The organism is Arthrobacter melezitosi, assembly GCF_054511055.1.
On the sequence record NZ_JBTNDJ010000007.1, the window covers coordinates 125,922 to 140,217 of the forward strand.

At 70.9% G+C, this 14,296-nt stretch carries 14 protein-coding genes; 8 read left to right on the forward strand and 6 right to left on the reverse strand.

Translation table 11 applies throughout. The annotated features are described in order from the left end of the window. Window positions 1–129: 129 nt before the first annotated feature. Genes ACX80W_RS09990 through ACX80W_RS10000 form a run of 3 tightly spaced genes read left to right on the forward strand, consistent with a single transcriptional unit; the run spans window position 130 to window position 2,308 of the window. A complete protein-coding gene (locus ACX80W_RS09990; protein ID WP_459282811.1) occupies window positions 130–573 on the forward strand; it encodes an excalibur calcium-binding domain-containing protein in 444 nt (147 codons plus the stop codon). A gap of 38 nt (window positions 574–611) precedes the next feature. Next, the gene (locus ACX80W_RS09995) at window positions 612–1,268 is read left to right on the forward strand and encodes a class F sortase (RefSeq protein ID WP_459282813.1); all 657 of its coding nucleotides are present in this window, start codon (window positions 612–614) and stop codon (window positions 1,266–1,268) included. 14 nt (window positions 1,269–1,282) lie between these two features. Continuing rightward, window positions 1,283–2,308, forward strand: coding sequence for a zinc metalloprotease (locus ACX80W_RS10000; RefSeq protein ID WP_459282814.1), 1,026 nt, complete (start codon window positions 1,283–1,285; stop codon window positions 2,306–2,308). Window positions 2,309–2,387: 79 nt separating this feature from the next. On the opposite strand, the gene ACX80W_RS10005 is transcribed toward ACX80W_RS10000, so the two are convergent. Next, window positions 2,388–3,962, reverse strand: a complete 1,575-nt coding sequence (locus ACX80W_RS10005) for a GntP family permease (RefSeq protein ID WP_459282816.1) — start codon at window positions 3,960–3,962, stop codon at window positions 2,388–2,390. 161 nt (window positions 3,963–4,123) lie between these two features. Here ACX80W_RS10005 and ACX80W_RS10010 point away from each other — a divergent pair, with 161 nt between their 5' ends. The 5 genes from ACX80W_RS10010 to ACX80W_RS10030 are packed head-to-tail and all read left to right on the forward strand — an operon-like array spanning window position 4,124 to window position 8,559. Then, window positions 4,124–5,695 (forward strand): four-carbon acid sugar kinase family protein, encoded by a 1,572-nt coding sequence (locus ACX80W_RS10010; RefSeq protein WP_459282817.1) that lies wholly within the window; start codon window positions 4,124–4,126, stop codon window positions 5,693–5,695. Further along, the gene (locus tag ACX80W_RS10015; protein WP_459282819.1) at window positions 5,692–6,657 is read left to right on the forward strand and encodes an NAD(P)-dependent oxidoreductase; all 966 of its coding nucleotides are present in this window, start codon (window positions 5,692–5,694) and stop codon (window positions 6,655–6,657) included. Before ACX80W_RS10010 ends, ACX80W_RS10015 begins: the two co-directional genes overlap by 4 nt. After that, the gene (locus ACX80W_RS10020; RefSeq protein WP_459282821.1) at window positions 6,635–7,351 is read left to right on the forward strand and encodes a FadR/GntR family transcriptional regulator; all 717 of its coding nucleotides are present in this window, start codon (window positions 6,635–6,637) and stop codon (window positions 7,349–7,351) included. Before ACX80W_RS10015 ends, ACX80W_RS10020 begins: the two co-directional genes overlap by 23 nt. A gap of 5 nt (window positions 7,352–7,356) precedes the next feature. Then, entirely contained in the window at window positions 7,357–8,133 is a 777-nt protein-coding gene (locus tag ACX80W_RS10025; protein WP_459282888.1) for an SDR family NAD(P)-dependent oxidoreductase, read from the forward strand. Window positions 8,134–8,193: 60 nt separating this feature from the next. Further along, window positions 8,194–8,559 carry a GNAT family N-acetyltransferase gene (locus ACX80W_RS10030; RefSeq protein WP_459282823.1) on the forward strand — a complete coding sequence of 122 codons (366 nt, stop codon included), beginning with the start codon at window positions 8,194–8,196 and terminating at the stop codon, window positions 8,557–8,559. On the opposite strand, the gene nagA is transcribed toward ACX80W_RS10030, so the two are convergent. The 5 genes from nagA to murQ are packed head-to-tail and all read right to left on the reverse strand — an operon-like array spanning window position 8,534 to window position 14,156. After that, window positions 8,534–9,667: an N-acetylglucosamine-6-phosphate deacetylase gene (gene nagA, locus ACX80W_RS10035; RefSeq protein ID WP_459282825.1), complete on the reverse strand. Its 1,134-nt coding sequence runs from the start codon at window positions 9,665–9,667 to the stop codon at window positions 8,534–8,536. The two genes, ACX80W_RS10030 and nagA, sit on opposite strands and share 26 nt — an antisense overlap. A gap of 5 nt (window positions 9,668–9,672) precedes the next feature. Beyond that, window positions 9,673–10,455, reverse strand: a complete 783-nt coding sequence (gene nagB, locus ACX80W_RS10040; protein ID WP_459282827.1) for a glucosamine-6-phosphate deaminase — start codon at window positions 10,453–10,455, stop codon at window positions 9,673–9,675. Further along, window positions 10,452–11,936: a sodium:solute symporter gene (locus ACX80W_RS10045; RefSeq protein ID WP_459282829.1), complete on the reverse strand. Its 1,485-nt coding sequence runs from the start codon at window positions 11,934–11,936 to the stop codon at window positions 10,452–10,454. Before ACX80W_RS10045 ends, nagB begins: the two co-directional genes overlap by 4 nt. A gap of 13 nt (window positions 11,937–11,949) precedes the next feature. Beyond that, entirely contained in the window at window positions 11,950–13,164 is a 1,215-nt protein-coding gene (locus tag ACX80W_RS10050) for an anhydro-N-acetylmuramic acid kinase (protein ID WP_459282830.1), read from the reverse strand. Next, window positions 13,161–14,156, reverse strand: coding sequence for an N-acetylmuramic acid 6-phosphate etherase (gene murQ, locus ACX80W_RS10055; RefSeq protein WP_459282832.1), 996 nt, complete (start codon window positions 14,154–14,156; stop codon window positions 13,161–13,163). Before murQ ends, ACX80W_RS10050 begins: the two co-directional genes overlap by 4 nt. Window positions 14,157–14,296 lie beyond the last annotated feature (140 nt).

Sequence of the window (14,296 nt, forward strand, 5' to 3'; positions counted from 1 at the left end):
GAAGTTACTGGGCCTTTCGGGGCAATGGACGCTTTGAGAACCTTCCATTCGCTTTCAAAGTTTGCTTAGAATCTCGGTTGTCCCGTCACAGGGAAAACTCTGGTCACACCAAAAGTTAGGGGGATAAGCGTGAAAAAGAGCACAGCAATCCTTGCGGTCGCCGCCGCGGCGGGCTTCACCGCACTTTCGGCGTCACCCGCCTCGGCCGCCGTGACACTGCCCTTCGCAAACTGTGAGGCCGCGGCCGCCGTCGGCGTCTACAACATTCCTGCCGGCACACCCGGCTACCAGCCGAAACTGGATGCCGACAGCGACGGATTCGGCTGCGACGCTGCCGGCACCCCTGCGTATGACGCGGGCATCGTTGAGCGCATCATTCGGGAGAACAACCAGCCGGCACCGGTTACCCAGCCCCAGGTTCCCACCATGCCTGTTGGTGGGGTCGGAACCGGTGTCGCCCAGGAGCCGGCAGGCGACAACACCGGCGCGCTGGTCCTCGGTGGCGGCCTCGTCCTGGCCGTAGCAGCCGGCGGCACCTACGTCGTCCGCCGCTGCACCGCCACTTCGTCCTGACCACCCTTCGTTCGAACTGATCGGATATCGTCCTACGCATGGTTAGTTCATCCGGCAACCGCCGCAGGAGCCGCATGGCTGCTGCGGCGGTTGCCTTCTTCCTGCTCTCCGGCTGCGCCTCCGAGGCCCCGGCCCAGCTGCTCGAAAACGCCCCGACGACGTCGGCCTCACCCACCCCCGCACCGGCTCCGACAGCACCGCAGGTCCAGACGCCGACGACGGCCGCGGACCTCCCGGTCCTCCCCGAGTCGCAGCCCGCCTCCTTCCGCATCCCCTCAATCGGTGCCACCTCGGAGCTGCTCAGCCTCGGCCTGCGCGGCAACGGCGCCCTCGAGGTTCCACCGGACGGCCCCGGCGCCCCCGCCGGCTGGTACAACGGCTCCCCCACCCCCGGCGAGCGCGGACCTGCCGTCCTCCTCGGCCACGTCAACGCCACCGACGGCGGACCGGGCATCTTCGCCGAGCTGCGCAAGCTCAAGGCCGGGGACACCATCGAGGTGACCCGAGAGGACGGCACGACGGCGGTCTTCACCTTCGACCGCGGCGAGCAGTACGCCAAGGACGCCTTCCCCACCGATAAGGTCTATGGGAACACCGAGGGAGCCGAGCTGCGCCTGATCACCTGCGACGGATTCAACCCCGAGACCGGCGAATTCGACGACAACTATGTCGTCTACGCGAAGCTCGTCGGCTGAGAGCCGGTGACGGTATGCCGTACCCGGACGATCGACCGCCCGCCGGTGGATCGGCCGGGAGCGGACCGCGCGAGGGCGGCACACCTCAACGGAAGTCCCCCAGCGGGCGCACCCCCGCCTGGGCCCTCGAAGAATCCCTGAACCAGCAGCTGCGGGGGTTCAATGCCACCGGGGGCCGGTCCCACGGCTGGCCGCCTCCACCACCGCGGGCAGGCACCCTGCCTCCCCCGCGGCGAAAGCGGCCCTCCACCCGCACCGGCCGCCGGCTGCGCACCGGCCTCGGCCTCGCCCTGGTGGCCGGGCTCTTCTTCGGCCCCGGCGTCTTCGAACGGTACGTCCTCCCGGCGGCCCTGCCCTACTTCCCGGGCGCCAGCGTGCCGCCATGGGGAGTCGAAGCGTCGGACGCACCGCTCGGGAAGCCCCCCGAGGTGGCTGCCTCCGACGCCTACCGCTTTCACGCCTCTCCCACCGACGAGCAGGATTTCGTCGCCTACGACCCCTGCCGCCCGATCCATTACGTCGTACGCCCCGACAACGCCCCACGCGGCTCCGAGGGGCTGATCGAGGAGGCCTTCGCGAGCGTGTCCGCCGCGACCGGCCTGCAGTTCATTAACGACGGCGCCACGACCGAGGCCCCCTCGGAGGAACGCGAGTCCTTCCAGCCCGAGACCTACGGCGAGAGGTGGGCGCCGATCCTCGTCGCCTGGTCGACGCCGGAGGAGAGCCCCGAGCTTGCCGGAGATACCGCCGGGCTCGGTGGCAGCAGCGCAGTGAATACTCCGGGCAACCCGTATGTCTACGTCACGGGCCAAGTGCAGCTCGACGCCCCCGCCCTCTCCCACGTCCTCACCTACCCGGGAGGCCCCGACGTCGTGCGCGGCGTGATTATGCACGAACTCGGCCACGTCGTCGGGCTCGACCACATCGAGGACCCCAACCAGCTGATGAACGCACGCAACAGCAACGTGACGGACTTCGCCGACGGCGACCGCGCCGGGTTGGCCCGGCTCGGAACCGGGGAGTGCGTCCGGCAGCTTTGAACCTCTCCGGGCCAGGATTCCACCGGACATGGAGGAGGCCGCCGCCCCTTTCAGGACGACGGCCTCCGGCGGAGAACCCCTAGCCGAGCACGAGGTTCGCGAGGAACAGCAGCGGGATGGACCCTGCCCAGACGGCGGTCGTGATGCCGGACCAGCCACGCAGGGCGGCCGTGCCGTCGAGCCCGGCGAACCGGGTGACCACCCAGAAGTAGGAGTCGTTGAAGTAGCTGAACACCATTGACCCGGCCGTGCAGGCGAGGGCGGCAACGATGGGGTCGATCCCGAGGGACGTGACAAGCGGTGCCGTCACCGACGCCGCGGTGATCATGGCGACGGTGCCTGAGCCCTGGGCGATCCGTACGAGGGTGGCGATCAGGAACGGCACGAGGAACGCCGGCAGCGGCGTCGCGGCGATCGCCTCGGCGAGGGCGTCGCCCACCCCGGAGCTGCGCAGCACCTGGCCCAGGGCGCCACCGGCGCCGGTGATCAGCAGGATCAGGCCGGCCGAGGCGGCGGCGTCGGCGAACCAGCCCTGCACCTTGGAGCGCGGGGTCCAGCGCGGCAGCAGGACGTAGACGGCCAGCAGGACGCCGATCACCAGTGCCACCACGGGGTTGCCGATGAAGGCCAGCGGCGCGGCCCAGGCCGACGGCTCGTACTCCCCGGTGCCCACGACGCCCTGGTTGCTCTGGTCGATGGCGCCGCTGACCGTATTGAGGATGATCAGCAGCAGCGGCACGAGCAGGGGCAGCGACGCGACGAACGCGCCCACCCGATGCGGCTTCGCCCCTTCGGGCGGCGTGCCGAGGTCCGTGCCGGCGTCCTGCCCCATGGAGCCGCCGCCGAAATCGTCGTCGTCGTCGAAGTTCCCGGCGGCGTGTGCGCCGGTCGGCGAGGCGTCCGCGGCTGGAGTGCGGTCGGCGAGGGATGTCCCGGTGGAAGGCGTCCCGCCCGCACCGGCCCCGGTGGACCGTGAACCACCGGCGGAGACCGCGGCGGCCGTGCCGTAGACGGCCTCGCGGACAGCGGAACTCATCTCCGGCTCGAGCTTCGGTCCCATCCACTTGGCGTAAAAGACAACAATGGGCAACAGGATGATCGTGAAGACGAGCCCGGCCAGGATCAGGGCGCCGAGGTCGGCCCCGAGGATGCCGGCCACGGCCAACGGACCGGGGGTCGGCGGCACGAGGTGGTGGGTGAGCGTCATGCCGCACCCGAGCGCCAGGGCCAGGACGATGTAGCCGCTCCGCTTCACCCGCGCGATGGAGCGTGCCAGTGGGTTCATGATGACGTAGCCGGAGTCGCAGAACACCGGGATGGACACGAGTGCTCCCACGCTGCCCATCGCCCACGGTTCGCGGCCCTTGCCGAAGAGTTTCAGGAAGGCCAGGGCCAGGGCGTTGGCGGCCCCCGAGACCTCCAGGATCTTGCCGATCCCTACGCCGAGCCCGATCACGATGCCGATCGAGGCAAGGGTGTTGCCGAACCCGGTAGTGATGGCAGTGACGATTTCCAGCGGAGCCTGGCCGGCGACGAGGCCGGTCACCAGGGCCGCGATGAGCAGTGCAACGAACGCGTCGAGGCGCGTGCGGAGCACCAGGATAACGATGGTGGCGATCCCCAGCACCAACGCCAAAAGAAGTTGTATATCCACGGTGATGTACCCCTCGTCAGGCTGGGAAGGCCCCGTTGCCCGCCCAGTTGGTGTTTCTTTCGCAAGGGCCGTGAAGTCGTTGACGGGCCCGGTGCTGGCTGAAACACTAACACCACACATATGACATCTGACAAGGTCTCCGTTCGAGGGAGTGCATCCACTTGACACGCGAAGCAGCGTTGCTCGCTGCCTTTCCCGCATCCGTCTCCGTCGACCCGCAGGAGATCGCGGCGGCCGTGGCGGCCTCGGGCCGGGTCCTGGTGGTGCTCGACGACGACCCCACTGGAACCCAGTCGGTCGCCGACCTCCCGGTGCTCACCGCGTGGGAGCCCGGGGACTTCCAATGGGCGTTCTCCCACCGCATCCACGGCGCGCCCGCCCCGGCCGTCTACGTCCTGACGAACACGCGCAGCCTGGACCCCGCGCAGGCCGAGCACCGCAACCGGGAGATCGTCACGAACGCCCTGGCGGCGGCCGCCTCCTCCGGTGTCAGCGTCGGGTTCGTCAGCCGCAGCGACTCCACCCTGCGCGGCCACTTCCCGCTTGAACCCGACACCATCGCAGCCACCCTCCGCACCGTGCAGGGGATCGAGACGGACGGCGTCGTCATCGTCCCCGCCTTTCCCGACGCCGGCCGCGTCACCATCGGCGGCGTCCACTACCTGCGCGACGGCGACGGCGGCCTCACCCCGCTGGCGGAGACCGAATTCGCCCGCGACGCCACCTTCGGATTCACCCGCTCCGACCTCGCCGGGTACGTCGAGGAGAAATCCTCCGGACGGCTTCCCGCCGCCGCGGTGATCCGCCTCGACCTCGCCACGGTCCGCGGCGGCCCGGCCGGCATCGCCGACGCGCTCGACGCCGCCCGCGGCGCCGTACCGATCGTCGCCGACGCGGTCACCGAGGACGACCTCCGCGCCCTCTCCCTCGGACTCCACGAGGCCGAACGCCGCGGCCGCAGGTTGCTGTACCGGGTGGGCCCGCCGTTTGTCCGCGCCCGGATCGGCCAGCGCGGGCACGCCCCGCTGACCGCCGCCGAGATCTTCGGCCGCGCCGGGACCCAGGGCAGCCCGAAGCCCGACGGCGAAAACCCAACTGCAGGCAAACACGGCACCGGAACCTCCCCGGGTGAGGCATCCGGGACGGGCGGGCTCATCGTGGTCGGCTCCCACGTGGGCCTCACCACCCGGCAACTCGAGGCCCTGGTGCGCCGGCACCCCTCGGCGGTCCGGGTGGAGCTCGCCGTCGAGACCCTCCTCGACCCGGCCCGGCGCGACGCCGAGGTCGCCGCCACCACCTCCGCCGTCGCCGCGGGGCTCGCCCGCGGCGAGGTCATCCTCTCCACCAGCCGGCAGCTGGTCCGCTCCGAGGATCCGGAGCGGAGCCTGGAGATCGCACGCCTTGTCTCCCGGGCCGTCGTCGACGTCGTCCGCGCCACCCTCGCCGCTACGCCCGTGCGCTTCGTCATCGCCAAGGGTGGCATCACCTCCTCCGACGTCGCCGCCCACGGGCTGGGCATCCGCCATGCTGTGGTGCGTGGCCCGATGCTCCCGGGGATCGTCTCGCTGTGGGAGCCCGTCGACGGCCCCGCCCGCGGCATCCCCTTCGTCGTCTTTGCGGGCAACGTCGGCAACGACGAGTCGCTGGCCGACGTCGTCTCAACCCTCAGCGCACACCCGGAAGCCCTTCACGCCGCGGCCCCCCGGGCCGGGCGGGAAAGGACGCAGCCATGAGCGACCAGCCGCACCCTCCCGTCGCCGTGCTCGGGCTCGGGGCGATGGGCCTGCCGATGGCCCGCCGGCTCGCGGGCGCCTTTCCCGTGCGCGGCTTCGACCCGGCGGAGGCGCTGCGTGCCGCGGCCGAGGCGGCCGGCGTGCCGTGCGCGGACTCCGCCCGGAAGGCGGTCGGCGGCGCAGGGATCATCCTGCTCGCCGTCCGCAACGCCGTGCAGGTCGAGGAGGTGCTTTTCGGTGCAACCGGCGTCGCCGGAGCCCTCGAGCCGGGTACCGCCGTCGTGATCACCAGCACCGTGGGCGTGGACGCGGTGCCCGCATGGACCGAACGCCTGGCCGCCCTGCAGGTTGACCTCATCGACGCTCCCCTCTCCGGCGGCCCTGTCCGCGCCGAGGAGGGCGATCTGCTCATCGTCGTCGGCGCGGAACCCGGCGCCCTCGAGAAGGCCGGCCCGGTCCTTGAGCGGTTGGCCTCCACCCTCACCGTCGTCGGCCCCCGGCCCGGCGACGGGCAGGCCATGAAGACCGTGAACCAACTGCTGTGCGGGGTGCACATCGCCGCGGCCGCCGAGGCCCTCGCCCTGGCCGATGCCCTCGGGCTCGACCAAGGCCTAGCGCTTGCCGCCCTGGAGGCGGGGGCGGGCGCCTCGTTCATGCTCTCCAACCGCGGGCCGCGCATGATCGAGGGGTACGACGGCGGCGTCGACGTGCTGAGCCGGCTCGACATCTTCGTCAAGGACCTCGGAATCGTCGGCACCGCCGCCCGGTCCGCCGGCCTCGCCGCGCCCGTCGCGGCGGCCGCCGAGCAGCTGTTCCTCCTCGGCCAGGCGCAGGGCCTCGCCGCGGCCGACGACTCGGCGGTGATTCGGGTGCTCGCGCCCACCCGCTGCCAGCCCCCCGTGCCCGACCTCCGTCCGACCGGGAAGGGGGACACCGCCGATGGGCAGGAGACCACTGGCTGAAACCGTCTTCGAGGACCTGCTGCAGCGGGTGATCGAAGGCGTGTATCCCCCGCACACGGCCCTCCCCGCCGAGGCTGAGCTCGCCCGGGCGGCGGACGTCAGCCGGCTCACCGTCCGCGAGGCGCTGAAGACGCTGCAGGCCCAGAACATCGTCAAGGTCCGACGCGGGCTCGGCACCTTCGTCAATCCACCGGCACTATGGACGAACCTCGAGGCCATTGTCCGTGCCGCCTCGCATGAGGCCGGCTCAAGCGACGTGGCACTGCGCCTGCTCGAAGTCCGCCGCATGGTCGAAACCGGTGCCGCCGAACTCGCCGCCCGGCACGCCACCGACGATGACCTCCAGCGCATGGCCGCCGCGGTGGACGCGCTCGTGGCCGCCCACGCCGCGGAGGACCTCGACGCCGTCACCACCGCGGACCTCGACTTCCATGACGCCGTCCTGCGCGCCTCCGCGAACCCGTTCGTGCCGGTCATCGTCGGACCGCTGGGACAGCTGCTCTACGCGATGCGCCGCGAGACCTCCGCCTTCCGGGAGGTCCAGAAACACGCGATCCGGCACCACACCCTCGTACTCGATACCATCCGCTCCGGGGACCCCGAAGCGGCCCGCAGGGCCATGGAAGCGCACATCAACCAGACCTACGACGACTACGAGCACTTCATCCACCACCCGGACAGTTTCAGGAGCTGATGAACATGGCACAAAGCCCGGCCTTCCCCACCGAGAAGACGGCGGTCCTCACGGGCGCCGCCTCGCCGCGCGGCATCGGACGCGCCCTGGCGGACACCCTGGCGGGCCAGGGCTGGTCCATCGCCATCCTCGACATCGACGCCGGGGCCGCCGAGGAGGCGGCCGCCGATCTTGCCGGGCGGCACGGGGTCCAGGCCCTCGGGGTGGGAGTCGACGTCTCGGACAGCGCGTCGGTGGACGCCGCGGTCGGCCGGGTCGAAGTGGAGCTGCCGCCGGTTGTGGCGCTGGGCAACCTGGCCGGCATTAGTTCGCCCACGGAATTCATGAAGGAGACCAAGGAGGCGTGGGACCGGGTCTTCGCGGTGAACATGACCGGGACCTTCCTCGTGACCCAGCGGGTGCTGGGCGGAATGATCGACCGGAAGCTCGGACGCGTGGTGAGTGTCTCCTCGATCTCGGCCCAGCGCGGTGGCGGCACCTACTCCAAGGTCGCCTACAGCGCGTCCAAGGGCGCCATCATCGGGTTCACCCGGGCGCTGGCGCGTGAGATGGGCGAACACAACATCACGGTCAACTGCGTGGCGCCGGGCCCCGTGGACACCGACATCATGGGCGGCACCCTCAGCGAGGAACGCAAGCAGGAGATGTCCCGCGACATCCTCGTGGGCAGGGTCGGCACGGTGAAGGAGGTCGCCGCCCTGATGGCCTTCCTGATGGGCGAGGACGCCGGGTACATCACCGCCGCGACGTACGACATCAACGGTGGCCTCCAGGTCTCCTAGCCCCGCGTTGACCGGCCGGGGGCAGAGTGAAAAACTTGCGGTATCTCAAGGAGGGGATCCATGACCAGCGAGGCAGACAACCCATCGGACACCCCGGCGGGCGAACCGACCAGTTACGAGGACACCAAGGCGCGCCTCACGGTCACCGACACCCCGGAGAAGAGCCGCTACATCGCCTACCTCGACGGCGACCCCGTGGGCCTGGCGGCCTACCGCCTCGCCGACGGCGTCATGGAGTTCACCCACACCATCGTTGACGAGGAGTTCGAGGGCCGCGGCATTGCCACGGAGATGATCCACCGGGCACTGGGCGATGCCCGCGGACGGAACTTGAAGATCGCCGCCGGGTGCGCCTTCGTTGAAGACTTCCTGATGGAAAACCCCGAGTACTCCGACCTCGTCAGCACACCACCCGCAGCACCGTAAGGTCCTCATCGAGCAGGACGACGCCGCCGCGCGCCCCGACCTCGGTCGTTCCGTAGGCCTCCAGCCCCAGCGCGCGTGCCGGAACGGCGGTCGCCGCCGCAACGGCCTCGACGACCCCGACGCCGGCCGCCACCGCCCGGCGCACTGCGGCATCGAGGGTGAGGGTGCTGCCGGCGATCGAACCGCCCCCCTCAAGGCGGGCCTCCCCATTCGTCACTGTGACGTCGAGCGAGCCGATTTGGTACCGACCGTCCCCGGCGCCCGCCGCGGCCATCGCATCGGTGATCAGCGCCACCCGGCTGGGCGCCGACGCGAATGCGAGCCGCACCAGCGGGTCGTGGACGTGGAGCCCGTCGGCGATGAGTTCGAGCGTGACGTGCGGTGAATCCAGCGCGGCCGCGATCGGCCCGGGCCTCCGGTGGTGCAGCGGCTCCATGGCGTTGAAGGTGTGGGTCAGCAGGCTCGCGCCGGCGTCGAAGGCACGCATCGCCGTTTCGTAGTCCGCCGCGGTGTGACCGACGGCCACCCGCACGCCGTGGTCGACGAAGCGCCGCAGGGCGGCGAGGTCCGGGTCGAGTTCGGGGGCCATCGTGACCTGCACCAGCGAACCGCCTCCGGCCTCAACCAGCCGGTCCACGGCCTCCACGGTGGGCGTCGTGAGGTAGTCGGTCCGGTGCGCCCCGCAGTGGCTGGTGGCAAGGAAGGGCCCCTCGAGGTGGAACCCGCGCAGTATCGGATCCCGCACGGCGCCCAGCGACCGCAGGGAGGCCTCGAGGACCGGCAGCGGGTTGGTCACCAGCGACGCCACGAGGCTCGTCGTCCCGCCGGCCCGGTGGATCCGCAGCGCCGGGCTAATGTCTGCATCCTCGAAGGACGCCCCTCCCCCGCCGTGGCAGTGGAGGTCGACGAACCCCGGCCCCAGGTACGCCCCGGCCGCGTCGAGCACCTCCACGTCGGCACCCGCGAGCCCGCGCCACGAGTCCCCTGTCCCGGTGTCGGTGACGACGCCGCCGTCGAGCCGGAGCCAGGCATCGGGCACGACGGCGGTCTCCGTGAGGCGCCGGGCGGAGTGGAGGACGAGGGGCTGCGTTACCGGAAGGGAGGTCACCGGACTCAGGGTAGCTGCCAGCCGGGCCGGTTCGCCTCAGTGTGCCGGTAGTAGGCGGCGGTCCGCAGCTCCGAGGCGGCCTCCTCGTCGAGAATCACCGTCGCGTGGGCGTGGAGTTGGAGGGCGGTCGCCGGGCAGAAGGCACCCAGCGGTCCCTCAATCATCTGGGCCACCGCGGCGGCCTTCGCCGTCCCGGTCGCCACCAGCACCAGGGCCCGGGCCTCGAGGATGGTGCCGATGCCCTGCGTGAGACAGTGCATCGGCACCTGCGCGATGTCCCCGCCGAAGAAACGGGAGTTGTCCTCCCGGGTGCGCGGGGAGAGCGTCTTGACGCGGGTCCGGCTGGCGAAGGACGACGTCGGCTCATTGAAGCCGATGTGCCCGTTGGCGCCGATACCCAGCAGCTGCACGTCGACCCCGCCGGCGGCCCGGATCGCCTCCTCGTACGACCGGCAGGCCTCCCCGAGGTCTCCGGCCGCGCCGTCGGGCACGTGGACGTTGCCCGGGGTGAGCCCGAGCCGCCGCACCACCTCCCGGTCAATCACCGAACGGTAGCTTTCGGGGTGCCCGGCGGGCAGTCCGACGTATTCGTCGAGCGCGAAGCCGCGCACCTTCTCCATGGCCAGCCCGTCCCGGCGGTGCCGGGCGAGCGCCTCATAGGTTGCCCCGGGGCTCGACCCGGTGGCGAAGCCCAGGACGGCGTCGGGCCTGCGCTGAACGGTGTGCGCGAGGATCCGGGCGGCGTGCTCCCCGACCGCGGCGGCGTCGGGATGGATGGCGATCCTCACCGGGCCCCGACCTCCTCGCGGACCGGAGCGGTGCCGGTGCTGCGGTGGCGCAGCGAGAGCAGGAAGCCAAGGCCCACCGTGACGACGACGCCGATGGCCGTGTACCAGGTGAAGCCGATGAGGGTGCGTTCGAACAGGAACAGGTAAACCATCAGTGCGACGGCGACGGCGAAGCCAAGGATCGCGTCGTTCTGGCGGGCCCGCGGCACCCAGAGTCCGAGGAAGAAGGCCCCGAGCAGCCCGCCGTAGGTGAGCCCGGCGACCGAGAGGCCGAGTTCGACGACGGGGTTGTCGGTGCCGGTGAACAGCGCGCCGGCACCGATGAAGACGATGCCCCAGCCCAGGGTGAAGAGCCGGCTCAGGCTCAGGGCGCGGGCCTCGGAGAGCGGGCGCGTGCTGAACTTCCCGTAGAGGTCCGACATGGTGGAGGACGCGAGGGCCGACAGCGACGACGAGAGGGTGCTCATCGCGGCGGCGAGGATGCCCGCGAGCAGCAGCCCGGACACGCCGCTGGGCAGTGCCTCGACAATGAACGTGGGGAAGATCTGGTCGCCGCGCTCCAGCCCGAGTTCCTCGACGGATTTGCGCTCGTAGTAGCTCCACAGGCCCAGCCCAACGGTGAGGAACAGGGCGAACTGGAAGAACACGATAATGGCGCTGCCGATCACTGCCTTCTGCGCATCCCGCAGGGTGCGGGTGGTGAGCAGCCGCTGCACGATGATTTGGTCTGCGCCGTGGGACGCCGTGGACAGCAGGGCGCCACCGACGACGGCGGTGATAAAGGCGTAGGGGGCGGAGATCGGGCTCGAGGCGAAGTCGAGGACCTGGGTCTTGCCGGCGTCGGAGGCTTCGGTCCAGAAGTTGGTCTCGAGGCTCGTGGTGATGAAGATCAGCGCCACGACGCCGCCCACGACGTACAGCGCCATCTGCAGGACGTCGACCCACACCACCGCCTTGATGCCGCCGAAGAAGGTGTAGGCGATGGTGACGACGCTGAGGATCGCGATGATGGCGAAGAAGTTGAGGTTCAGGCCGTAGGAATCGAGGATCACCTTCACCGGGATGGCAGCGGCGAAGAGCCGGACACCGTCCGCGAGGAGCCGGGTGAGGATGAAGGCCACCGACGCGGTGCCCTGCATGCCGCGGCCGAACCGCTGGCCGAGGTACTCGTACGCCGTCGTCATTTCGCCGCGGTAGTAGCGCGGGAGGAGGACGAAGGCGACGACAATGCGCCCGATCAGGTAGCCGAGGGCCACCTGGAGGAAGGTGATGTTTCCGAGGTACGCCACCGCGGGCACGCTGATCACGGTGAGGGCGCTGGTCTCGGTGGCGACGACCGAGAGGCAGACCGCCCACCAGGGGAGCTCCCGGCTGCCGAGGAAGTAGTCCTTGACGTTGGTCTGCTTGCCCGAGAGTTTCAGGCCGAGCCAGGCGGAGCCCGCGAGGTAGGCAAGGATCACGATGAGGTCGAGGGGTTGCACGGGATCTCCTGAACTAGGGGCGACGGTCGGGCACTGGGACTGAGACGGTGATGCGCCGGGGCGGAACGGCTACCGGTTCGGGCAGGCGCAGCGGGTGCGCGCCCGGAGTGATCCGGCCGGCGACGGGCGGCATCGTGCTTCCGGTGCAGCTCGCCAGGGTGCCGGGGATCCCATGCCAGCTGAAGAAGCCGAGCAGGGCGAAAAGGTAGGCCTCCTTGGCGTCGGCATGGATGCCGAGCTCGGCGGCATCGCGCACCACCGCCGGCGCGAGCCACTCCCGGAGCCGCTCCATCAGGAACAGGTTGCGGGTTCCTCCGCCGGAGACGAACACCTCGCCCACTCCGAACGGGGCCAGGGCATCGGCCACGGTCCGCGCCGTCAGTTCGGTGAGGGTGGCCAGCAGGTCGGGTTTGCCGATCGACCTGCCCGCGGTGACGGCGTCGAGGTAGCCGGAGTGGAAGATCTCCCGGCCAGTAGACTTCGGCGCGGACTGCGCGTAGTAGGGGTGGGCGAGCAGGGCCGCGAGGAGACCGGCGTCGACGGTCCCGGCGCGGGCGCCTTCCCCGCCGTGGTCCACCGACTCGGCACCGCCGGTGGCGGCGCGCACTGCGGCGTCGAGGAGCGCGTTGGCCGGGCCGGTGTCAAAGGCGACCGGGTCCTGGCCGGAGCAGATCACCGTGGCGTTGGCGATCCCGCCAAGATTCAAGGCGGCAGGGTTGAGCGCGGCAGAGTTCAGGGCAGCTGCCGCGTCGCCGCGGCCGGCGAGCAGCAGGGCGTCGAACAGGCTCACGAGCGGAGCGCCCTGTCCCCCGGCGGCGATGTCGTTGCTGCGCACGTCGGAGAGCACCGGAAGCCCGGTGGCGCGGGCGATCCAGGCCGGCTGGCCCAGCTGGAGCGTCCCCCGGGCGCCGCCGCCCTCGATCCAGTGGAAGAGGGTCTGCCCGTGCGAGACGACGAGGTCGGCGCTGCTCCCGGTCTCGGTGAGGAAGGCCTGCGCCGCGGCGGCGAACTCCTGCCCGATTCGGGTGTCGAGGCGGGTGACCGCCTCCATCGAGGTGGCCGCCGGCGGCATGGCGCGCTGGATCTCCTCCCGCAGGCCCTCGCTGTAGGGGACCTCGCGGTGGCCCAGCGGCGTCATGCGCAGGTCGGTGCCGTCGAGCTCGAAATCGGCCGCGGCGACGTCGATGGCGTCAACCGAGGTGCCCGAGGACAGCCCAAGGACCCTCACGGCTGGGCGGTTGCGGCGCCGAGGACGGCCCGCACATTGCCGGTGTGCTCGTCGAGGAGGCGCCGGGCCTCGGCGGCGTCCACCCCCTTCAGCAGCATCACGATGGCGCTCTTCGCGTGCCAGCCGGAGGCCTCGAGGGCTCCGGCCGCCTCGGCCGCCGGCGCCCCGGTGGCCTCCACCACGATCCGCTGCGCCCGTTGGCGCAGCTTCCCGTTGGTGGCCTTGACGTCGACCATGAGGTTTCCGTAGGTCTTGCCGAGGCGGATCATTGCCGCAGTCGAGACCGTGTTGAGGACAAGTTTCTGGGCGGTGCCCGCCTTCAGGCGGGTTGACCCGGCGACCACCTCGGGGCCGGTGAGCACCTCGATGGGAAAGTCGACGGCGGCGCTGAGGAGCGTCCCCGGGTTGTTGGAGAGGCCGATGGTGACGGCGCCGGCGGCCCGCGCCGCCGCCACGGCCCCGAGCACGTAGGGGGTCCGGCCGGAGGCGGCAATCCCGACGACGGCGTCGAGTTCCCCCACGTCGAGTCCGCGCAGGTCGGTGGCGCCGGCGTCGGGATCGTCCTCGATCCCTTCGACGGCGGAGACCAGGGCGGCGGGGCCGCCGGCCATCAGGGCGACGACGAGTCCGGGGTCCACGCCGAAGGTGGGCACGCACTCGGCGGCGTCGACCCCGGCGAGCCGGCCGGGGGTCCCGGCGCCCACGTAGATGAGCCGACCTCCCCTGCCCAACCGGTCGACGACGGCGTCGACGGCGGCGGTGATGGCCTCACCGGCGGCGGCGGTGGCTGTGGGGACAAGGGCGTCCTCGGCGGCGATCTGGGCGACGAGCTCGCGGGTCGACCGCAGGTCGAGGTCGGCCAGATCGGGGCGGGACTGCTCGGTCTCCAGGCGGTCGAGGTCCGCCGGTGCCTCGCGGCGGTCCGCCGCCCCGGAGGCGCTGTAGGTGTTGTTCACGATCCAAGAAGACCACAGGCCCGGCAGGATGGTCAATGGTTTTCATTCGACGGTAGGGTAATGAAAATAAGTTTCACGTGGCCGGACTGCCCGACCGCGTTACCGTTGGTGCTGCCCGCCCCCACCGCTCCGGAAGGACTTTCATGGAACGCCCGCACCGCCCCAGGTGGACGACC

Bases quoted from the DNA above. Each gene is read 5' to 3' on its own strand.
- ACX80W_RS09995 (WP_459282813.1), top strand. From the start codon at position 612: ATGGTTAGTTCATCCGGCAACCGCCGCAGGAGCCGCATGGCTGCTGCG.
- ACX80W_RS10000 (WP_459282814.1), top strand. From the start codon at position 1,283: ATGCCGTACCCGGACGATCGACCGCCCGCCGGTGGATCGGCCGGGAGC.
- ACX80W_RS10015 (WP_459282819.1), top strand. From the start codon at position 5,692: ATGAGCGACCAGCCGCACCCTCCCGTCGCCGTGCTCGGGCTCGGGGCG.
- ACX80W_RS10020 (WP_459282821.1), top strand. From the start codon at position 6,635: ATGGGCAGGAGACCACTGGCTGAAACCGTCTTCGAGGACCTGCTGCAG.
- ACX80W_RS10025 (WP_459282888.1), top strand. From the start codon at position 7,357: ATGGCACAAAGCCCGGCCTTCCCCACCGAGAAGACGGCGGTCCTCACG.
- ACX80W_RS10030 (WP_459282823.1), top strand. From the start codon at position 8,194: ATGACCAGCGAGGCAGACAACCCATCGGACACCCCGGCGGGCGAACCG.